General features: G+C 30.6%; 18 protein-coding genes. 17 read left to right on the top strand and 1 reads right to left on the bottom strand.

Annotated features, from left to right (window positions below; translation table 11 throughout):
• The 4 genes from Q0945_RS12415 to cmk form a co-directional block, all read left to right on the top strand.
• On the top strand, positions 1-1491 hold a 1491-nt coding region (locus tag Q0945_RS12415), incomplete at its 5' end, for a PKD domain-containing protein (RefSeq protein ID WP_299434995.1).
• Between the two features lie 154 nt (positions 1492-1645).
• Positions 1646-5887 (top strand): PQQ-dependent sugar dehydrogenase, encoded by a 4242-nt coding sequence (locus tag Q0945_RS12410; RefSeq protein ID WP_299434993.1) that lies wholly within the window; start codon positions 1646-1648, stop codon positions 5885-5887.
• Positions 5888-6094: 207 nt separating this feature from the next.
• On the top strand, positions 6095-8545 hold the full coding sequence (gene lon, locus Q0945_RS12405; RefSeq protein WP_299434990.1) for an endopeptidase La: 2451 nt from the start codon (positions 6095-6097) through the stop codon (positions 8543-8545).
• A 16-nt stretch (positions 8546-8561) separates the two neighbouring features.
• A complete protein-coding gene (cmk, locus tag Q0945_RS12400; protein WP_299434988.1) occupies positions 8562-9266 on the top strand; it encodes a (d)CMP kinase in 705 nt (234 codons plus the stop codon).
• 35 nt (positions 9267-9301) lie between these two features.
• Here cmk and Q0945_RS12395 read toward each other — a convergent pair whose 3' ends face one another.
• Positions 9302-9682, bottom strand: coding sequence for a LysM peptidoglycan-binding domain-containing protein (locus Q0945_RS12395; RefSeq protein WP_299434986.1), 381 nt, complete (start codon positions 9680-9682; stop codon positions 9302-9304).
• A 260-nt stretch (positions 9683-9942) separates the two neighbouring features.
• Between Q0945_RS12395 and rpsA the strand changes: the two genes are divergently transcribed.
• From rpsA to ppk1, 13 genes are all read left to right on the top strand, one after another.
• Positions 9943-11769: a 30S ribosomal protein S1 gene (gene rpsA / locus Q0945_RS12390; RefSeq protein WP_298487123.1), complete on the top strand. Its 1827-nt coding sequence runs from the start codon at positions 9943-9945 to the stop codon at positions 11767-11769.
• Positions 11770-12000: 231 nt separating this feature from the next.
• Positions 12001-12399, top strand: a complete 399-nt coding sequence (tssD, locus tag Q0945_RS12385) for a type VI secretion system tube protein TssD (RefSeq protein ID WP_299434984.1) — start codon at positions 12001-12003, stop codon at positions 12397-12399.
• A 12-nt stretch (positions 12400-12411) separates the two neighbouring features.
• The gene (locus Q0945_RS12380) at positions 12412-12594 is read left to right on the top strand and encodes a hypothetical protein (RefSeq protein WP_299434982.1); all 183 of its coding nucleotides are present in this window, start codon (positions 12412-12414) and stop codon (positions 12592-12594) included.
• A gap of 24 nt (positions 12595-12618) precedes the next feature.
• Positions 12619-13380: a hypothetical protein gene (locus Q0945_RS12375; RefSeq protein ID WP_299434980.1), complete on the top strand. Its 762-nt coding sequence runs from the start codon at positions 12619-12621 to the stop codon at positions 13378-13380.
• A gap of 171 nt (positions 13381-13551) precedes the next feature.
• Positions 13552-14199: a hypothetical protein gene (locus tag Q0945_RS12370; RefSeq protein WP_299434979.1), complete on the top strand. Its 648-nt coding sequence runs from the start codon at positions 13552-13554 to the stop codon at positions 14197-14199.
• A gap of 387 nt (positions 14200-14586) precedes the next feature.
• Positions 14587-14973 (top strand): hypothetical protein, encoded by a 387-nt coding sequence (locus Q0945_RS12365; protein ID WP_299434977.1) that lies wholly within the window; start codon positions 14587-14589, stop codon positions 14971-14973.
• 234 nt (positions 14974-15207) lie between these two features.
• A complete protein-coding gene (gene pyrR / locus Q0945_RS12360) occupies positions 15208-15747 on the top strand; it encodes a bifunctional pyr operon transcriptional regulator/uracil phosphoribosyltransferase PyrR (protein ID WP_299434975.1) in 540 nt (179 codons plus the stop codon).
• 3 nt (positions 15748-15750) lie between these two features.
• On the top strand, positions 15751-16677 hold the full coding sequence (locus Q0945_RS12355) for an aspartate carbamoyltransferase catalytic subunit (protein WP_299434973.1): 927 nt from the start codon (positions 15751-15753) through the stop codon (positions 16675-16677).
• A 2-nt stretch (positions 16678-16679) separates the two neighbouring features.
• Positions 16680-17012 (top strand): ribonuclease Z, encoded by a 333-nt coding sequence (locus tag Q0945_RS12350; RefSeq protein WP_299434971.1) that lies wholly within the window; start codon positions 16680-16682, stop codon positions 17010-17012.
• A gap of 6 nt (positions 17013-17018) precedes the next feature.
• Positions 17019-17924, top strand: coding sequence for a ribonuclease Z (locus Q0945_RS12345; protein ID WP_299435007.1), 906 nt, complete (start codon positions 17019-17021; stop codon positions 17922-17924).
• 75 nt (positions 17925-17999) lie between these two features.
• A complete protein-coding gene (pdxH, locus tag Q0945_RS12340; RefSeq protein ID WP_299434969.1) occupies positions 18000-18647 on the top strand; it encodes a pyridoxamine 5'-phosphate oxidase in 648 nt (215 codons plus the stop codon).
• Between the two features lie 7 nt (positions 18648-18654).
• Entirely contained in the window at positions 18655-19143 is a 489-nt protein-coding gene (locus Q0945_RS12335; RefSeq protein WP_299434967.1) for a histidine phosphatase family protein, read from the top strand.
• On the top strand, positions 19140-21209 hold the full coding sequence (ppk1, locus tag Q0945_RS12330; RefSeq protein ID WP_299434965.1) for a polyphosphate kinase 1: 2070 nt from the start codon (positions 19140-19142) through the stop codon (positions 21207-21209). The genes Q0945_RS12335 and ppk1 overlap by 4 nt, the downstream gene beginning before the upstream one ends.
• The last annotated feature ends 6 nt before the right edge of the window (positions 21210-21215 follow it).

The following is a 21215-nucleotide window of genomic DNA, read 5'->3' as shown; positions in this document are numbered from 1 at the left end:
GAGAACGATAATAATTCAATAATTTTATTGTCGGGTAGTAATGTATCAGGATTAGATGAGGTTATAGGAACTTCAATTAATACTAATGGATCTAGTTGTGGTATAGAGTTAAGGAATATAGATGGGGGAGAGCCATGGTCTCGTCATCAAATACCAATTAATTTATCATCCTATGGAATAGCAGCAGGAGATGAGTTATCTATAAGACTAGATGGAAATTCATATAGTGGCACAGCACGAATAGAGGTTGTAGAGGACAATACAGTAAATACTGCTATATTGAGTCATAATTTTAGTTCAGGATGGAATACTTATGAAGGAATTCTAAATGTACCAAATGGAGTTACATCGTTAGATATTTGGTTATTTAGTAATTATAGTGAGCAAACTCCGGGGACCGTTTATTATGATAATTTAGAGATTGTAAATTTATCGGCAGGAGGAAATCGTGCGCCAAATGCAGTGGCAACAAGTAGTCCATTAGAAGGAGCAGCACCATTGGATGTATCTTTTGTAGGAAGTACTTCTACAGATGATGTAGGAGTTACTAGTTATTTATGGGATTTTGGAGATGGAAACACTTCAAATGTAGCTGATGTTGCACATACTTATGCAGTTGTAGGAATATATACCTCTACTTTAACAGTAACAGATGCAGAAGGTTTAACAGATACAGTTAGTTTAACAGTTAATGTAACAGACGGTAGTATTTGTTCTAATACGTTAGAGAACGATAATAATTCAATAATTTTATTGTCGGGTAGTAATGTATCAGGATTAGATGAGGTTATAGGAACTTCAATAGAGACTAATAATTCTGCATGTGCTTTAAGAGTGATAAATAACGGAAGTAATAATCCCTGGGCAAGATATAGTATTGATATAGATTTAGTAGATAATAACATAGTTGCTGGAGATCAATTGTTATTTAGTATTGATGGTAATAGTAAAGACGGAGTTGCAAGAATAGAAGTCGTTGAAGATTTTGTTCCTAATACAGGGGATATAGGACATAGCTTTGGAAATGGGTGGAACACTTATCAAAAGAGTATTATAGTTCCAAATAACGTATCCAAACTAAGTATATGGCTTTTTTCTAATTATGGAAGTAATAATCCAGGGGTTGGTTTATATGATAATTTGAATGTTAGTCAGGTAATTAGTGGAGGGGTAAGTATAGTAGGTAGAACAACAAATAATGCTAAAAATTATGTGGATAGTCCTGTATTTGATGAGGAGAGTAAGGGTTTTGAAATATTTCCAAATCCTACTAAGGGTATTTTAAATATCAATTTGTCTTCCTATATTGACCAAGACATAAAAGTTTATATTTATAATTCAATAAATCAAGTTGTTAAAACTGAGTTTTTTAATAAAAACCATAAGCAAATTGAACCATTAGAATTGTCTAACCTATCTAATGGTTTATATTATTTAAAGTTAGAGTCAAATGGAGCTTTTAAATCTATCTCTTTCATTATAACGAAATAAAAGAACCTACTTTTGAAATAAAAAGGAATGAAAATATTGATTTTTGTTCCTTTCATCGAATTTATTGTTTTTTAATAAATCGAGGCCAACTTTTTTTTTCTTTTTACCGTAACTAAATAAAAAATTAATCGATAACCCCTAAAAACGATTAAATATGAATTATTTGGATATTAAAAAAAGCTTACTGCAAATTAGTAATTTTTTTACATTTTTATTTTTTGGATTGAATGTATTATTTCTTTTTGCTCAGGAGTCTATTAGTTATAAAACAGCTTTTCCTAACCTGAGTTTTGAATTTCCTGTTGAATTGCAAAATGCTGGAGATGATTCAGATAGAATTTTTGTTGTAGAACAATCAGGGAAAATTAAAGTTTTTCAAAACAAACAAGACGTTAATAACCAAGAAATATTTTTAGATTTAAGTAATGAAATTAGCTTTTCTGCAGGACAAGAAATAGGTTTGTTAGGTCTTGCATTTCATCCAAACTATAAACAAAATGGCTTTTTTTACGTGTATTATACTTCGCAAAGTGAAGTGCCAAATGTTGGAGTTGAGATTAATTTAGCAAGGTATGAAGTCAGCTTAAATAATCTTAATAAAGCAAATGTTTCTAGTAAGTTAGAGATTTTTAGTTTTGATAAGAACCAAAGTAATTCCAATCATAACGGAGGTAAAATTGCTTTTGGACCGGATGGTTACTTGTATATTTCGGTTGGAGATGGAGGAGGAGGAGGAGATCCTAAAAAAAACGCTCAAAACTTAGATAATATTTTTGGAAGTATTTTAAGAATTGATGTGGACATTGATGGAAGTAATCCTTTAGAGTCTAATTCAGATTTGCCTAATGGTAATTATGAAATACCGGAAGACAATCCTAGGGTTGGTTTATCTGGGCTTGGAGAGTTATATGCTTGGGGAATAAGAAATACTTGGAAATTTTCTTTTGATTCTGAAAATGGTAATTTTTGGGGAGCAGATGTTGGACAGGATGATATGGAAGAGATTAATTTAATAAAAAAAGGAGGTAATTATGGATGGAATCGTTTCGAAGGAAATACTACTGAAAATATAGACACAAATTTGGCAACAAATCCAGATATAAAACCAATTTTTCAATATAATCATGATAAAGGTGATGTTTCTATTACAGGAGGTTATGTTTACCGTGGGCAAAGTAATAATAGTTTAATACAAGGTAAGTATATTTATGCAGATTATGTTTCTGGTAGAGTTTGGTCGTTAGACTATGATGCAAATTCCAATAATTACATTTCTGAACTTTTATTTCGTACGAATGGAGAATTTATTTCAAGTTTTGGTTTGGATGAATCTGGGGAGTTATATTTTAGTGGTTACGGAACGGAGGCTAAAATTTATAAGATAGTAGGTGGTGAGGTAGATACTAATCCTTCAACAGTTCCAATAGATGGGATTGGAGTCTGGAAGGATATTGAAAATGGTGTAAACGGTATTGTAGAAACTATAGTAGAAAAAGACGGAAATGTATATGTTGGCGGTAGTTTTTCGCAAGTTGGAAATGGTGTTTCGGTTAATAATTTTGCAATTTATGATAAAATAGAAGGGTGGAAATCTCTTGGGGGAGATGGACCCAACGGTAAAGTTAAAACCATAGCAATTACAAGAACAGGAGATCTATATATAGGAGGAGAATTTAGTTCTATAGATGGTGTTTCTGTCCAAAATATAGCATTTTGGAACGGTTCTAATTGGAGTTCTTTGAATTCGGGAATAAATGGCCCTGTATCTAAGATAGTAGTTGATAGTAAGGGGAATGTTTATGCTGGAGGAACTTTTGAAACAGCAGGGGGTAAATTGGTTAATAATATAGCTGTTTGGAAAGAAAATAAATGGGAAGGATTGACGGATTTAGGAAGTTCTATACCTGGTACAAATAATGAAATTAGGTCTATAGCAATTGATGAAAATGATACTGTTTATTTTGGAGGTAATTTCGATAGTGCAGGAAATATAAATGCCAATAGAATTGCTACTTGGAATGGAGTTAATTGGGGAACACTTGGTGATGGAACAAGTGGATTTGTGCATGCTATCTTAGTAAAAGAAGATTACGTGTATGTTGGAGGAAATTTTTTGTTAGCAAATGGTACTAAAGTTAATAGAATAGCAAGATGGAATATTACTTCTAAAGAATGGGAGTCTTTAGGAAATGGAGTGAGCGGTAATGTTAATTCTTTGGCATATGATGGGAATTATCTTTTTGTTGGAGGTGATTTTGAGACAGTAGGTAAGAATGAACAGGAGAATTATGTGGCTAAAAATGTTGCAAGATGGAGTAGTTTAGAAGGGTGGGAAGTTTTAGGAACTAAGAAAAATGTAGGAATAGATAATGCAGTTAAATCTATAATTCTTTCAGAAAACAAGGAAAAACTTTATGTATCCGGAAATTTTAGTAAAGCAAGTGAAATAGAAGTAAATAATATTGGTGTTTGGGGACTTTCTTTTGACTGTTCAGATGAAAGAATAATTCCAGAATATCAAATTAACGGAGAGTGGTTAAGTGAGGATTATGTTTTAAGTGTAGATGAAGGTGATTCAATTGTATTGAGTGTACTTCCAAATAATTTAGAATTCACAATAGATTTACCTAGTGGAGAGGTGGTTTCGAACGATTATTCACTTGGTAAGGTAAATGTTAATAATACAGGAGATTATCTTTTTAATATTGAGGGAGGCTGTCAATTTAAATTAAAAATGATAGTTGCTTCAGATTGTTCTAAGGATATTGTTCTTCCCGAATTTAAGATTGGTAATGGAGAATGGATTAGGGAAGAGACTAAAATTCTAGTGGATGAGGGTACTAATTTAGTTTTAAGTATGTATCCAAATGATGTAGATTTTGTAATTACATTGCCAAGCGGGGTAGAGGTTTCTAATGACTATTTTCTAGAGAACATTAAGCCTAGCATGTCAGGAAATTATTTATTTACTACTTCTAAAGGTTGTATTTCTAATTTTAATATTTCAGTTATCGAAGATCAAGAAATTTGTCCTATAGGTAGTATAATTCCAGAGTATCAGTTAAATAATATATGGTATAGCGGTAACTCCAATATAGAAGTTGAAAAAGGAGATAATGTTGTTTTAAGTATGCTTCCAAATGGAGTTAATTTAGAAATTACTTTACCTGACGGGGAAATTGTAGCTGATAATTATGACTTGGGAAGTGTTACTACTGCTCAAAGTGGAAAATACATATTAAAATCTGAAGAAGGATGTGTGTCTGAAATTAATATCAATGTAATTGATAAAGCTTGTAGTTCAAGATTAATTCCAGAATATCAAATAAATGGTACTTGGGAAAGTGGAAATGCGGATTTAGTAATAAAGGAAGGTTCTTCATTAGTCTTAAGTATGCTCCCTAATGAAGTTGATTTGGAGATTACTTTACCAAATGGTAAAATAGTAGGTGATAATTATAATTTGGGTTTTGTAGACTCTACGCATAACGGTATTTATATATTAACTTCATCAGAAGGTTGTCAAAAAGAAATAAATGTTAAGGTAGAAGAGTGTAAAGTAGGCAGTGTTATTAACGAGTATCAATTAGATGGTGTATGGTTAAGTGGAGAAGATAAAATTCAGGTTGATAGAGGTACTTCTGTAGTTTTAAGTATGCTTCCAAATAACATTGGTTTAGAAATCACGTTACCTAATGGGGAAATAGTAGGTGATAATTATGATTTAGGTTTAGTTGACGCATCAAAAAATGGAGTTTATAAATTAAAATCTGAAGAAGGTTGTATCTCTTTCTTAGAAATAGAGGTTGCTTGTCCTTTCGAAATGATAATTCCTGAATATCAGTTAAACGGAGTGTGGCAGAGTGGAGAAAATGATTTAGGAGTAATAGAGGGAACAGAAGTAGTGCTAAGTATGCTTCCAAATAATATTGGTTTAGATATAAAATTACCCAATGGCGCATTGGTTAATGATAATTATAATCTTGGAGCTGTAACTACATTAGATAATGGTATATATACCTTAATATCCGAAGAAGGGTGTAAGACATTTATCCGCATGAATGTTGTGAAACCAAAAGTTGCTATAGAACAAGTATCTTTTATGAGTTCAAGTTTTATAGAAAATAAGAAATCAAATATAATAGATGATGTAATACGTATTTATCCAAACCCAACTAAAGGGGAATTAAGTATAGATATGTCGGGTAAATTAAATGAAGCGTTGGATGTTAAAATACTTAATTCAAGCGGACAAGTAGTACGCTTCGTAATGTATAATGAAAATCATAAAGCAATAGAAAAATTAGATTTGAGTGAATTTACAGAAGGAGTGTATCATGTAATTTTAGAAGGGGTTAATTTTAATAACTCAAAAACAGTAATTATAGAAAAATAAAGTTATTGTCTAATAAAAGAGAAAGTCCTTTTCTAAAATTCTAGAAAAGGACTTTCTTGTTTTAATTGGCACAACAATTGTTTTTATATACATTATAGAATGTGATGAGGATAGTAAAGTTAACTAAAACAAGACTTTACAAATTAATTTAATAATTAAATAAAAAGGTTTTTGTTATATTAATGACAAAATGACCGAATTAAAAATATGGGAGATTCTAAATTTTCAAATTTTGACAATATGTCTTTACATAGTATAGATGAGGACTCTGAGTTAATACCTTTATTAACACCAGAGGATGAAGAAAAAATGAATAGTGAGGGCTTACCAGAAACGTTGCCAATATTACCATTACGTAATACCGTATTGTTTCCTGGAGTTGTTATACCAATAACAGCAAGTAGAGATAAATCTATACAATTAATAAAAGAAGCTAATAATGGAGCTAAAGTAATAGGTGTAGTGTCTCAAAAAGATGAGGAGACAGAGAATCCTGGTGTAGATGATATTAATACATTAGGGACTGTAGCTAGAATCTTAAGAGTTTTAAAAATGCCAGATGGTAATACTACCGTAATTATTCAGGGTAAAAAAAGGTTCGAGATTGCAGAAGTGCTTACAAAAGAGCCTTATTTTACAGCTACTGTTAGAGAAACGGAAGAGGGGAGAGGAGACCAAAATACAGAGGAATTTTTGGCTATTATTGAGTCTATTAAAGATTTAGCGCTTAAAATTATTAGAGATAATCCTAATATTCCAAGTGAAGCTTCTTTTGCTATTAAAAATATTCAGAGTAACTCATTTCTAATCAACTTTGTGTCTTCTAACCTTAACTTAGAAGTAAAAGCGAAACAAGATTTATTAGAGATAGGAAATTTAAAGGAGCGTGCTTTAGCAACTTTAAAATATATGAATGTAGAGCTTCAGAAGCTAGAGTTAAAAAATGATATTCAATCTAAGGTTCGTAACGATTTAGATAAGCAACAACGTGAATATTTTCTGCATCAACAAATGAAAACCATTCAAGAAGAACTTGGTGGTGTTTCATATGATGAAGAAATCCAAGAAATGCGAGAGAAAGCTAAAAGCAAAAAATGGAATGAAAAGGTAGGTGAGCATTTTGATAAAGAGTTGGCTAAAATGCAACGTATGAATCCGCAAGTAGCTGAATATTCTATTCAAAGAAATTACTTAGACTTGTTTTTAGATTTACCTTGGGAGGAATTTTCTAAAGATAAATTCGATTTAAAACGTGCGCAGAAAATATTAGACCGTGATCATTACGGTTTAGAAGATGTTAAGAAAAGGATTATTGAATATCTAGCTGTTTTAAAGCTAAGAAATGATATGAAATCTCCTATTCTTTGTCTTTATGGTCCTCCAGGTGTAGGTAAAACATCTTTAGGAAAATCTGTGGCAGAGGCTTTAGGTAGAGAGTATGTTAGAATCTCTTTAGGTGGTTTGCGTGATGAAGCGGAGATAAGAGGGCATAGAAAAACTTATATAGGGGCAATGCCTGGTAGAATTATTCAGAGTTTAAAAAAAGCCGGGACTTCTAATCCCGTGTTTATTTTAGATGAAATAGATAAATTATCTAACAGTCACCAAGGGGATCCATCTTCTGCGATGTTAGAAGTATTAGATCCAGAGCAAAATAGTGAGTTCTATGATAATTTTTTAGAAATGGGATATGATCTTTCTAAAGTTATGTTCATTGCTACAGCAAATAATATAGGTTCAATTCAGCCTGCATTAAGAGATAGAATGGAAATTATTAATGTTACGGGTTATACTATAGAAGAGAAGGTAGAAATAGCTAAAAAACATTTGTTGCCAAAGCAATTAAAGGAACATGGTTTGTCTGATGAGCACTTAAAAATAGGAAAACCGCAACTAGAAAAAATTGTAGAAGGGTATACTCGTGAATCTGGGGTGCGTTCTTTAGAAAAGCAAGTAGCAAAAATGGTTCGTTATGCAGCAAAATCTATTGCTACAGAAGAGGAATATAACATTAAAATTAGTAATGATGATGTAGAGGAGGTATTGGGTGTACCAAGGCTAGAAAGAGATAAGTATGAGAATAATGATGTTGCAGGTGTAGTTACAGGTTTAGCATGGACTAGTGTTGGCGGTGATATTTTGTTTATAGAATCTATCCTCTCTAAAGGAAAAGGGGTATTAAATATTACTGGTAACCTTGGTAAGGTTATGAAAGAGTCTGCCACAATTGCTATGGAATATATTAAATCTAATGCAGATGTCTTTGGAATAGAGACTGATGTATTTGATAAGTATAATGTACATATTCATGTGCCAGAAGGAGCTACACCAAAAGATGGTCCAAGTGCAGGGATTACTATGCTAACGTCATTAGTTTCTTTATTTACCCAACGTAAGGTTAAAAAGAGCCTTGCAATGACAGGTGAAATAACCTTAAGAGGTAAAGTTTTACCAGTTGGAGGTATTAAAGAGAAAATCCTAGCAGCTAAAAGAGCGCGTATTAAAGAGATTATACTTTGTGAATCGAACAAAAAAGATATCTTAGAGATTAAAGAAAGCTATTTAAAAGGATTAACTTTCCATTATGTGACTGACATGCATGAGGTTATAGATATAGCATTAACTAAAACGAAAGTTAAAAACGCTAAGAAATTATAAGGTTTAATTTAGAGTAATGACAAAAATTACCATAGCAATAGATGGGTATTCATCTACCGGGAAGAGCACTATAGCAAAGCAATTAGCTAAAGCTTTGGAGTATGTGTATGTAGATACAGGTGCTATGTATAGAGCGGTTACTTTGTATGCTATGCGGAACGGTTTTGTTGGTGGTTCTAAAGATTCTATTTCTCTACTTTGTAATAGTTTGTCTGAGGTTAAATTACATTTTGAGTATAATGAAGCTTTGGGTTATTCTGAAATGTATTTAAATGATGAAAACGTAGAAAAGGACATCCGAACTCTTGAGGTGTCTAAAAATGTAAGTAGAGTTGCGGAAGTGCAAGAAGTAAGAGAAAAACTTGTTCATATGCAACAAGAAATGGGGAAAAGCAAAGGAATTGTTATGGATGGTAGAGATATTGGTACTGTAGTTTTTCCGGATGCAGAGCTAAAGGTTTTTATGACAGCTTCTGCAGATAAAAGAGCTTATAGACGTTATAAAGAATTGTTAGATAAAGGAGAGAAGGTTACTTATGAAGATGTTTTAAAAAATGTAGAAAGTAGAGATTATATAGATTCTCATAGAGAACATTCTCCGTTACGGAAAGCAGAAGAAGCTATAGAGTTTGATAATAGCGATATGGGGTTAGAAGAGCAATTTGAAAGGATGTATAATTTTGCATTACGTATAATAGAGAAAAATAAAATGGACGCTTAGTAGCGTCCATTTTTTATAAAAGTAAATTTACTTTTTTATAAATTAGGAATAACTAATTCCTGATCTGGATGAATAACATCTGGATTTTTTAAAATACCAGTATTAGCAGCAAATATTTCTTTGTATTTCATTGCATCGCCATAATAATGTTTTGCAATTTTACTTAAAGATTCTCCACCTTTAACAGTATGTCTATGGTATACAGAATTATCAGTAACAGATATGTTTGCTTTAATATCAGCAGCATTTTCACCTCCTAATTCTTTAATTTTATCCCATAATAAATTTTTTTCGTAAGGAGTATTGGCTTCACCTTTTATTTTTAAGATGCCACCTTCTTCAGATACATCTCCATTTTTTATTCCTAATTGCTCACCTAGATTTAAAACTCCTTGGTATTTTGCTTTAACGCTCATAATAATTTTTTAAAACGGTTAATATTTATAGCTCAATATACTAATAAAAAGAGCAAATAATCCTAAAAAAAAGCTTAATTCTATATTAATTATTTCGATGGAAGTAAAAAGGTTGGTAAAATGATAAATAAAGACTATTTTTGCACACCTTTTTTACGAAGAATCAAGAGGAAAAGGTATTAAATAAAAATAAACATAACAACTTCTGTGATAATTGTTTAACTCTTGTAAAATTACAGAATACAAATTTAAATCTTCAAATGGCTGAAGAAAAAGCAAACGTTGCTGCAGAAGAAACTGTAGAAACACAAGAAACAAAGGTGGTAGCACCTGTACAAGATCCTGCAGAATTTTTAGAAAATTTTAATTGGGAAAAGTACGAACAAGGAATAGAAAAAGTAGAAGACTCTAAATTAGAAGAGTTTGAAAAACTTGTTTCTGAAAATTTCGTTGATACCGCAGATGAAGAAGTTGTAGAAGGAACAGTAGTTTACCTTACGGATCGTGAAGCTATTATTGATATTAACGCTAAATCAGAAGGTGTTATCTCTTTAAACGAGTTTAGATACAATCCAGATTTAAAAGTAGGTGACAAGGTAGAGGTATTAATAGATATCCGTGAAGATAAAAGTGGTCAGTTAGTTCTTTCTCATAGAAAGGCAAGAACAATCATGGCTTGGGATAGAGTTAATGCTGCACATGATAAAGAAGAAATCGTTAGTGGTTTTGTTAAGTGTAGAACTAAAGGTGGTATGATTGTAGATGTTTTCGGAATTGAAGCATTCTTACCAGGTTCTCAAATTGACGTTAAGCCAATTCGTGATTACGATCAGTATGTAAATAAAACAATGGAATTCAAGGTTGTAAAAATAAACCATGAATTTAAAAACGTTGTTGTTTCTCATAAAGCTCTTATTGAGGCTGATATTGAAGAACAGAAAAAAGAAATCATTGGTCAATTAGAAAAAGGACAAGTATTAGAAGGTGTTGTTAAAAACATTACTTCTTACGGTGTGTTTATTGATCTTGGTGGTGTAGATGGTTTAGTACACATTACAGATCTTTCTTGGAGTAGAATTAATCATCCAAATGAGGTTGTTGAGTTAGATCAGAAATTAAACGTTGTAATTTTAGACTTTGATGAAAACAAATCTAGAATACAATTAGGTCTTAAGCAATTAGAGAAGCATCCTTGGGAAGCTTTATCTGATGAAATTAAGATTGGAGATAAAGTAAAAGGTAAGGTAGTTGTAATTGCAGATTACGGTGCATTTATCGAGGTTGTAGAAGGTGTTGAAGGATTAATCCACGTTTCTGAAATGTCATGGTCTACGCACTTACGTTCTGCACAAGATTTTGTAAAAGTAGGAGATGAGGTAGAAGCAGTTGTTTTAACTCTAGATAGAGATGATCGTAAGATGTCTCTTGGTATTAAGCAATTAACGCCAGACCCTTGGACAGATATTACTTCTAAATACCCAGTTGGTTCTAAACACAATGGTATTGTAAGAAACTTTACAAACTTTGGTGTTTTTGTTGAGCTAGAAGAAGGTATTGATGGTCTTATTTATATCTCTGATTTATCTTGGACTAAGAAAATTAAGCACCCATCAGAATTTGTATCTGTAGGGGATAAATTAGAAGTTGAAGTATTAGAATTAGATGTTGAAGGTCGTAAATTAAGTTTAGGACACAAACAAACTACTGCTAATCCTTGGGATAAATATGAAGCTGAGTTTGCATTAGATACTGTACATACAGCAACTATTGCAGATGTAGTAGATAAAGGAGCTACAATAGAATTTAACGAAGATATTGTTGCTTTTGTACCACAACGTCATTTAGAAAAAGAAGATGGTAAAAAATTAGGCAAAGGAGACGAAGCAGAATTTAAAATCATTGAATTTAATAAAGACTTTAAGCGTGTGGTAGCAAGTCATACTGCAATCTTTAGAGAAGAAGAAAAACGTAATGTAAAAGCTGCTGTTAAGAGACAAGCTGCTGCTGCAGATGAAGCTAAGCCTACTTTAGGAGATGCTAATGAAGCATTACAAGCGTTAAAAGATAAAATGGAAGGTAAAGCGTAATAAACCCTTATTTTTATTTTAGAATACTAAAACCCAAGCAATTTGCTTGGGTTTTTTTTTGTTTAAATTATAGAAACTTACCTATAGTGTAAAAACCTTCTTTTCGATAAAATGCACTTATTTTCTTAAATATACTTCATTTTTCCTACAATAAATATCCTATATTGCATATATAAAATAAGCAATCTTCCCTCATTATAATATACAAACAACCTTTAGCAAAAATTAAATATGTCTTTTAAAGCCAAGCTAGAACTAGATGGTAAAGTTATTACAGTCTTAAATTATATGATAGATGTGGACCAACAAGCAGATATTACTGGTAGACCAACAGCATCTGTTGTTGCAGGAGAAATAAGCCTTAGTTTAGAGATGAGTGAGTATACCAAAGAACTTTCTAGATGGGCTTTAGGTGATACAGGTACTAAAGAAGGAAAAATTATTTTTTACCATAATAGCCTCAGTGGTATTCTTAGAACCATAACATTCTCTAAAGCGTTTTGTGCTTTTTATAAAGAAAGTTACGATCATGATGATACCCAACCATATGTTTTAGATGTAGTAATAAATGCAAAAGAAATTAAGATAGGAGATGATGAGCATATAAACAACTGGTCAATGGCTCAATAAATAATAGATAGTATGAGGAGTGATGTAAAAATAAGAGAGCTAAACCGTTTGTTAAAAAGAAGATTAAACTCCGCTATAAAACGTACTGTAGATCATAGTGTTATAAATGACCAAAAAAGTATTTCTTCAAGAGTTTTAAAGGCTTGCTTAAAAAAAGCAAAAAACAATGCTATGTTCCATTCTAAAAACATATAAAAAGAGCTAAGGTGGTCTACTCCAATGTTAGAGCATTATATTAGTTGTTATTTTAATAAGAATTTGAAAAGTGCTACTGTTAATTTCCTTAATTCTTCTACAGAAAATGTTTATGAGCCTTTTAAACCTTACGATTGGGTTTTAGGAAAAGATGGTAAATATGTTTGGGATGAAGAAGTTACCTCTAAATATGATACGGATTTAAATGGAAGGGAATACATAGGAAAAACCTTAAAAAAAGTAGAAAATCATTTTATTAAAAATAATAGTTGGTTTAGTAGATATACAGGAAGTAAAAAAGGAGGATTTTTATCTTATACAGATTTAAATAGTTATTATACTCCACGAGTAAATATGGTAGTTCAAGATGTGTTTAATAGGCATAAATGGAAGCACAACCTTGTTAAGAATAAAAGTAACAGATTAAATAATGGAAGATTTGATAAAACTAATGTTAATAATGATTTTAATATTTTAGTTAAAGGTAGTAATCAATCTATAGAAGGGGCGGTTTGCTTAGATGGGCATGAATACTCCTATAATGCGGTTATTAATACAAGTGCTATTAGTTCAAAACAACTTTATATTACAGATTATTTTTATACCCATAATCGCAAAGGGAGTATGCTTGCTATTGGAAATACAGGTAATGATTTATTAGGGAATTATTTTTCTGTTTCTAATAAATTTGTTCATTCAGATATACCTGTAATATCGGTTCATTTTGATAATATAGATGAAATGAAAAAAGTAGAATCATGGTATCTGAAGTACCTTGGTGAATAAAAATAAGGCTATGTATAATAATTTAAATATTATTAATAGATGAATATAAAGCAAGTAATTTATATTATAATAACTATTGTTTTCCTATTTTTTGGCATAAATATTTATAATAAATATACCAATTATCTAAAGTTTTGTGAATACAGTTATCTTGAGAATAGCTCTAAAAAAATGTCTAATTTTTCGATGTCTTATATTAATATATTTGGAGAAGAAGATTTAACAAACTCGAATTCTCTTGCAGGTATGGAAAAATGGATTAAAAAAACATTTCACCTTAGCAATGAAACAAAAAATCTCCTTAAGAATGGGTACGAAGTTAAATATAATAAAAAACTAAATTTATATACGTTTTGCTTATACGGAGAAGATAAGACTAGAAGTAATAAGAACATTAATTTTATTCCTAGTATAGAAAATAATGGCATTGAAATAGTAAAAAAACCTTCTTTTTTAGAGTACTATTTAAATTTTTCTGATTACGATATAATATTATTTGGGTACTTTAAGCAGGGAAATTGTTTTCAAAGAAAACCCAAGTACAATTTTTTTAAAAATTTTAACCCAATTGAAAATGCTGAACATACCAGAATAGTATATTCTTTAAAAGATTTTGAAAAAAATAATAATCTTGAAAAAAAAGATGTATTTGAACAAATAGTCTATTTTAAATTAAAGAATGGAAGAGTAAAATTACTTTGCGAAAAGGATTTTAATGAAGAGAAATTAATTTTTTTAACTAAAAAACTTCAAAACCATATTGATAAAATGAATTTTATTGAAGCAGATTCAGGTGTTTTTCCAATTCATCTATATTAATAAATTTAACTAGTAAAGAGTTACTATTTTTATATTGTTAAATATGAAAACCTCTTCAAATATATCAAGCAAACAAAAACACTAGGCGCTATTGATAATATAATAGTTGCAAATATTTTAGGTTTTTAAAATATGGAGTATATAAAAATGACTAGGAGAAATTTACCATTATTATAAGAGAAAAGGAAAAAAAATACTACTTCAAGAAAAAAAATATTCTATTAGGAGACATGGTCTTTGGGTTGATGTTTATTCACTACTTTCTATTTTCTTAGCAGGTTACACCTTTTATATTTATAGAGAATATTTTTGGAAGCCTTTTTTAGATTAATTGGTTATTAATGATTTTATGGTCATGTAGGGTCATAAGATTCAAAATTCAATTACATGTATTTTTTTAACTCTATATATTACTACCTATACAATAAAAGTAAAAGAGGTAATGCTGTGCCAGAAATTCCTGTATTAGGTTTTATATCTTTTTGCCAAACTAATAACATAATTCTAATTATTAATCTTTTCTTAATTATTGGAAATTTTGATATCGTATTTGAAGTACATTATGCATATTTAATATTTAACATATTACTCTATATACTAAATTATTATTATTACCAAACTAAAAAAAAAGGAAAAAAAATTCTACAGCAAAAAAAACATATTTTAAAAAAACATGGTTTTTGGGTGGATGTATATTTAATCCTTTCTATTTTCTTAGCAGGTTACACCTTCTATATATATAGAGAATATTTTTGGAAACCTTTTTTAGATTAATTGGTTATATTATGTCCTCTTGCAGATGCCATAGGTTAGGAATGGATAGTTATAAAGAGTTATATGTTAGATAAAAATATCATTTATACCATCAAGAAAATAATGTCTAAGAAGAAGAAAGATCAAATTATTTTTTTAAAGTTTTAAAAGCCTATACGGTAACATAACAAAATTCTCTTTCTTTAACGATAATTCCCTATTTTTGTATTTTAAAAAGTGTATAGAACCTAATGCATGAGTAAAAAAGTTCTACTTTCCTCAAAAGAAATAAATATAATTCTTCATCGATTAGCATGCCAGCTTCTCGAAAGTCATTTAGATTTTAAAAATACTGTTCTAATAGGAATTCAGCCTAGAGGGAAATTCTTGGCAGATAGATTAACTAAAATACTTAGGGAAGAGTATGGGGTTAAGGAGATAGAGTTAGGTTATCTAGATATTACTTTTTATAGAGATGATTTTAGAAGAGGGGATAAAACATTAGAAGCTACAAAAACCAAAATAGACTTTTTAGTAGAAGATAAGAAAGTAGTTTTAATAGATGATGTTTTGTATACCGGAAGAAGTATAAGAGCAGCATTAACCGCTATTCAGAGTTTTGGTAGACCTTCAGAAATAGAATTACTAACCTTGATAGACCGTAGATTTAGTAGACATTTACCAATACAACCTAATTATAGGGGAAGGCAGGTAGATGCTATTAATGATGAAAAGGTACAGGTAATGTGGGAAGAGAATGACGGTAAAGATGTTATATATTTAATAAATAAATAAGAAATGAGCGAATTAAGTGTAAACCACTTACTGGGAATAAAATATCTAAAAGAACAAGATATACAACTCATTTTTGAAACCGCGGATCATTTTAAAGAAGTAATTAATAGGTCTATTAAAAAAGTTCCTTCTTTAAGAGATATAAATATTGCGAATATCTTTTTTGAGAACAGTACAAGGACAAAACTTTCTTTTGAGTTGGCAGAGAAAAGACTCTCTGCAGATGTTATCAATTTTTCTGCAGGACAATCTTCCGTTAAAAAAGGGGAAACTTTAATAGATACGGTGAATAATATTTTATCTATGAAAGTAGATATGGTTGTTATGCGTCATCCTAATCCTGGAGCAGGAATATTCTTATCAAGACATGTAAATGCTGCAATAATTAACGCAGGCGATGGAGCACACGAGCACCCAACACAAGCCTTATTAGATAGCTTTTCTATTCGAGAAAAATTTGGAGATATTGCTGGGAAAAATGTAGTTATTGTTGGCGATATTTTACACTCAAGAGTTGCATTGTCTAATATTTTTGCACTGAAATTACTTGGAGCTAATGTTAAAGTTTGTGGTCCTAAAACATTAATACCAAAACATATAGAGTCTTTAGGTGTAGAGGTTGAGACTAATTTAAGAAAAGCTTTAAATTGGTGTGATGTAGCAAATATGCTACGCATACAAAATGAGAGACTAGATATTAGTTACTTTCCTACAACAAGAGAGTATACCCAACAATTTGGAGTGAATAAAGCACTTTTAAATAGCTTAGATAAGGAGATTGTAATTATGCATCCAGGACCAATAAACCGTGGTGTGGAAATTACAAGTGATGTTGCAGACTCTAAACAATCTATTATTCTTAATCAGGTAGAAAATGGAGTGGCAATACGTATGGCAGTAATTTATTTATTGGCAGCAAAAATTAAATAACCATGATTTTTACTAAAGAAGAAAATACTACTATAGTTTTTCAAGAAAATATAGAACTTAAAGTTTTTTTGGAAAATCTTACTAAAGAATATTCTAAAATTAATAAAGATAATATTATAGTAAATCTTTTTTCGTTCGATGCAATTACGGCAAATGATGTATTAGAGTTTTTACAATTATCTAATAATCATAGAGCTTCCAAAAAATCGTTTGTATTAGTTACTAATAAAGTCTCTTATGACGACGTTCCAGAAGAGCTTTGCGTAGTTCCTACTATTCAGGAAGCAAAAGATATTATAGAAATGGAAGAGATAGAAAGAGACCTTGATTTTTAATTAATGATAAAACTAACCATACTAGGTTGTTATGCAGCTACACCAAGAACACTAACAAACCCTACAGCGCAATTATTAGAGATTAAAAACCATATGTTTTTAATAGATTGTGGTGAGGGAACACAAGTACAGTTGCGTAAGCATAAGATTAAATTTTCTAGAATAAATCATATTTTTATATCGCATTTACACGGAGATCATTTTTTTGGATTGCCAGGTTTGGTTTCTACATTTAGATTATTAGGTCGCGATAAAGAATTACATATTCATGGCCCTAAGGGAATAAAAGAAGCAATTACTTTGCTTCTTAAACTAGGAGATTCTTGGACTAATTATAACTTGTATTTTCATGAGATTACTGCGAAAGAATCTGTTTTGGTGTATGAGGATGATAAAGTTACAGTAGAAACAATCCCTTTAAGCCATAGAGTGTATACCAATGGTTTTTTGTTTAAGGAAAAAGAAGGGCAAAGAAAGCTAAATATAGAAGCCGCAGAAAAGTATAAGATTGATAAAGTTTATTATCAAAAAATAAAAAATGGTAAGGATATTACTTTAGATACAGGAGAGACTATTTCAAATTCAGAGCTAACATTAGATCCAGATGCTCCTAAAAGTTATGCCTTTTGTAGTGATACGGCCTATAAGCCAGATATAGTTCCTGTTATTAAAAATACTACAGCTCTTTACCATGAGTCTACCTTTTTACATACGCAAGAAGATTTAGCGGTTAAAACAAAGCATTCTACAGCAAAAGAAGCGGCTATTATTGCAAAAGATGCAGAAGTTGGTACTCTGGTTTTAGGACATTATTCTACCAGATATAAATCAATAGAGTTATTTAAAACAGAGGCGCAAGAAGTTTTTGCTAATGTGCAGTTAGCGGAAGACGGAAAAGTCTTTGAATTTTAATAAATATCCTTTCAATTTTTTCTTTGTCCCATCTTTTGCAGATCTTTGTGTATCTTGTAAATAGACTAGAAAATAATGCAAAAAGACTTAAGTAATTATAGAAAATCCTACGAGAAAAGTGAGCTTGTAGAGAAAGCTATTTCAGATAACCCAATGGAGGTTTTTCAGAAGTGGTTTTATGAAGTAGAGGCATCTAAAGGAGTAGATGAGGCTAATGCAATGACTATATCTACAATAGGTTTAGATGGTTATCCAAAAAACCGAGTGGTGCTTTTAAAAAAATATACTTTCGAAGGTTTTATATTTTACACTAATTACACTAGTGAAAAGGGCAAAGCAATTAGTGCTAATCCTAATGTGTGTTTATCTTTCTTTTGGCCAAACCTAGAGCGTCAAGTAATTGTAAAAGGAAGAGCAGAAAAAATTGCAGAAAACCTATCTGATGGGTATTTTGAATCTAGGCCAGATAGTAGTAAACTAGGAGCAATAGTGTCTAACCAAAGTAGTGTTATTTCTTCTAGAGAAGTTATAGAAAATAAATTAAAAGAATTAGAGAAAGAATATCAAAATAAAGATATAAAGCGCCCAGAGTATTGGGGAGGTTATATTGTAAAGCCAGTATCTATAGAGTTTTGGCAAGGAAGACCTAATAGACTGCATGATAGGATACGTTTTGAAATGCAAGAAGATTTTAATTGGAAAGTGGAACGTTTAGCACCTTAAGTCGTGTATGAAAAATTTAATTTTAGTTCGGCATGGTAAATCTTCCTGGGAGTATAATGTAAAGGATAAGGATCGGCCGCTTAAAGAAAGAGGAATTAACGATGCTTTTTTGGTAGCGGAGGTGTTAAGAAAACAACAAATTAATATTGACTATATGTTTTCTAGTCCCGCCAACAGAGCACTGCATACCAGTATTATTTTTTGTAGAGAACTAGACTTTAACTTTTCTAGTTTTCAGATATCCAATGAGTTGTATGATTTTTCTGGAGAAAGTGTACTTTCTTTTGTAAAAACGGTAGATAATAGTTTAAATACAATAGTAATATTTGGACATAATTATGCGTTTACACATATTGCTAATTCTTTAGGAAATAACTATATTGAAAACGTTCCGACCAGTGGTTTGGTGCAATTACAATTTAATGAAGACAAGTGGTCTTCTATTACTAAAGGAATAACAAAACAAGTAATTTTTCCAAAACAATTAAGAGTATGATAAAAAATAAGAATCAATATATAAATAGAGAAATAAGTTGGTTGTTATTTAATGAAAGGGTACTACAAGAAAGTGCAGATACTAATGTCCCTTTAATAGAGCGTATGCGTTTTTTAGGAATTTTTTCTAACAACTTAGATGAATTTTTTAAAGTTAGGTATGCTACCGTAAAGCGCATTGTAGAGGCTGGTAAAAACGGGAAAAGTGTTTTAGGAGGGGAGAAAGCTAAAGACCTTTTAGAAGAGATTACTAAAATTGTAATTTATCAGCAAACAAAAAGTTTAGGAATTTTAAAAAAGGTAGAAGAAGAACTAGAGGTACAAAACATTTTTATAATAAAAGAAACGGAACTTAACGACAGTCAAAAAGAGTTTGCTAAAAAATATTTTTCGCAAAAGGTAGGTCCGCAACTTATGACTATTATTTTAAGTGATGTAAACAAGTTTCCTACCCTAAAAGATACAGCAGCATATTTGGCTGTAAGAATACTTTTAAAAGAAGAAAAAGGGAAAAAACTTAAAAGATTTGCGCTAATAGAAATACCTAAAGGAATAGATCGTTTTGTAGTATTACCTAAAGAAGGAGATAAAGACTATATTATAATTCTAGATGATTTAATAAGATACTGTTTAGGTAGTATATTTACTATGTTCGATTATGATTCTATTTCTGCACATATGATTAAAATTACCAGAGATGCAGAATTGGATATTGATAACGATTTAAGTAAAAGTTTTATAGAAAAAATATCCTCTAGTGTAGAGCATAGAAAAGTTAGTGATCCAGTACGTTTTGTGTATGATAAAAGTATAAGAGCAGATACCTTATCCTATTTAAAAGAAAAAATGGAAGTGGAAGATACCGATAGTGTTATTCCAGGAGGCCGTTACCATAACCGTAGAGATTATATGGGTTTTCCAAGTTTAGGAAGACAAGATTTATTATATGATAAAATAAAACCTTTGCCAGTTAAAGGGTTAAATACAGAAGGTAGTATTATAGAGTCTATTGCAAAAAAAGATTATTTGTTATACACACCATACCATACCTTTTCTTATGTAATTAAGTTTTTGAGAGAAGCAGCTTTAGATCCAAGCGTAAAGTCTATAAAAATTACAGTTTATAGACTCGCGAACGATTCTCAAGTAGCAGCTTGCCTTGTAAATGCAGTAAAAAATGGTAAGCAAGTTACTGTACAAATAGAACTACAAGCGCGTTTTGATGAGCAAGCAAATATTGAATATGCAGAGCAACTACAGGCGGAAGGTGTTAAGTTAATTTTTGGAGTTCCAGGATTAAAAGTACATAGTAAAATATGTTTAGTAGAGCGCGAGGAAGAAAATGGGTTAAAAAGATATGGCTTTGTTAGTACTGGTAATTTTAACGAGTCTACCGCTAAAATTTATACAGATTTTACGTTGTTTACTGCACATGATGCAATTTTGAAGGAGTTAAATAAAGTTTTTGACTTTTTTGAGACTACCTATAAAATTAATAAATACAAACATTTAATTGTTTCTCCACATTATACAAAAAGTACATTTATTAAATTCATTGAAAAAGAAATTCAAAATGCTAACGAAGGTAAAGAGGCTTTTATTAAAATTAAGATGAATAGCTTTACATCGTATAAGATGATTGATAAGTTATACGAAGCTAGTAATGCAGGAGTAAAAGTACAGTTAATCATTAGAGGAATATGTTGTTTAATTCCTGGGGTAAAAGGAATGAGTGAAAATATAGAGGCAATTAGTGTAGTAGATAAATTCTTAGAACATTCTAGAGTTTTTATTTTTGGTAATGATGGAGATTCTAAAGTGTATATATCTTCTGCAGATTGGATGACAAGAAACTTAGATAATAGAGTAGAAGTAGGTTGCCCAATTTATGATGAGGATATTAAACAGGAAATTTTAGATACGTTTGATATTTGTTGGAATGATAATGTTAAAGCTCGTATTTTTTCAGACAAACAAGATAATGCATATAGAAAAGAAGAGGAAGAGGCAAGTAGGTCTCAGTTTCTAAGCTATGACTATTATTTAAATAAATTAAATTTGCAATAAAAAAAC

Origin of the sequence: uncultured Maribacter sp., from assembly GCF_947500405.1 — a bacterium.
GTDB lineage: Bacteria > Bacteroidota > Bacteroidia > Flavobacteriales > Flavobacteriaceae > Maribacter_B.
The sequence above is the reverse complement of the archived record's forward strand: the minus strand, read 5'-3'. Positions and strand labels throughout refer to the sequence as shown.

Excerpts from the sequence above, each read along its gene's own strand:
- Q0945_RS12410 (WP_299434993.1), top strand. The coding sequence starts at position 1,646 with ATGAATTATTTGGATATTAAAAAAAGCTTACTGCAAATTAGTAATTTT.
- lon (WP_299434990.1), top strand. The coding sequence starts at position 6,095 with ATGGGAGATTCTAAATTTTCAAATTTTGACAATATGTCTTTACATAGT.
- cmk (WP_299434988.1), top strand. The coding sequence starts at position 8,562 with ATGACAAAAATTACCATAGCAATAGATGGGTATTCATCTACCGGGAAG.
- Q0945_RS12395 (WP_299434986.1), bottom strand. The coding sequence starts at position 9,682 with ATGAGCGTTAAAGCAAAATACCAAGGAGTTTTAAATCTAGGTGAGCAA.
- rpsA (WP_298487123.1), top strand. The coding sequence starts at position 9,943 with ATGGCTGAAGAAAAAGCAAACGTTGCTGCAGAAGAAACTGTAGAAACA.
- tssD (WP_299434984.1), top strand. The coding sequence starts at position 12,001 with ATGTCTTTTAAAGCCAAGCTAGAACTAGATGGTAAAGTTATTACAGTC.
- Q0945_RS12380 (WP_299434982.1), top strand. The coding sequence starts at position 12,412 with ATGAGGAGTGATGTAAAAATAAGAGAGCTAAACCGTTTGTTAAAAAGA.
- Q0945_RS12375 (WP_299434980.1), top strand. The coding sequence starts at position 12,619 with ATGTTAGAGCATTATATTAGTTGTTATTTTAATAAGAATTTGAAAAGT.
- Q0945_RS12370 (WP_299434979.1), top strand. The coding sequence starts at position 13,552 with ATGTCTAATTTTTCGATGTCTTATATTAATATATTTGGAGAAGAAGAT.
- Q0945_RS12365 (WP_299434977.1), top strand. The coding sequence starts at position 14,587 with ATGTATTTTTTTAACTCTATATATTACTACCTATACAATAAAAGTAAA.
- pyrR (WP_299434975.1), top strand. The coding sequence starts at position 15,208 with ATGAGTAAAAAAGTTCTACTTTCCTCAAAAGAAATAAATATAATTCTT.
- Q0945_RS12355 (WP_299434973.1), top strand. The coding sequence starts at position 15,751 with ATGAGCGAATTAAGTGTAAACCACTTACTGGGAATAAAATATCTAAAA.
- Q0945_RS12350 (WP_299434971.1), top strand. The coding sequence starts at position 16,680 with ATGATTTTTACTAAAGAAGAAAATACTACTATAGTTTTTCAAGAAAAT.
- pdxH (WP_299434969.1), top strand. The coding sequence starts at position 18,000 with ATGCAAAAAGACTTAAGTAATTATAGAAAATCCTACGAGAAAAGTGAG.
- Q0945_RS12335 (WP_299434967.1), top strand. The coding sequence starts at position 18,655 with ATGAAAAATTTAATTTTAGTTCGGCATGGTAAATCTTCCTGGGAGTAT.
- ppk1 (WP_299434965.1), top strand. The coding sequence starts at position 19,140 with ATGATAAAAAATAAGAATCAATATATAAATAGAGAAATAAGTTGGTTG.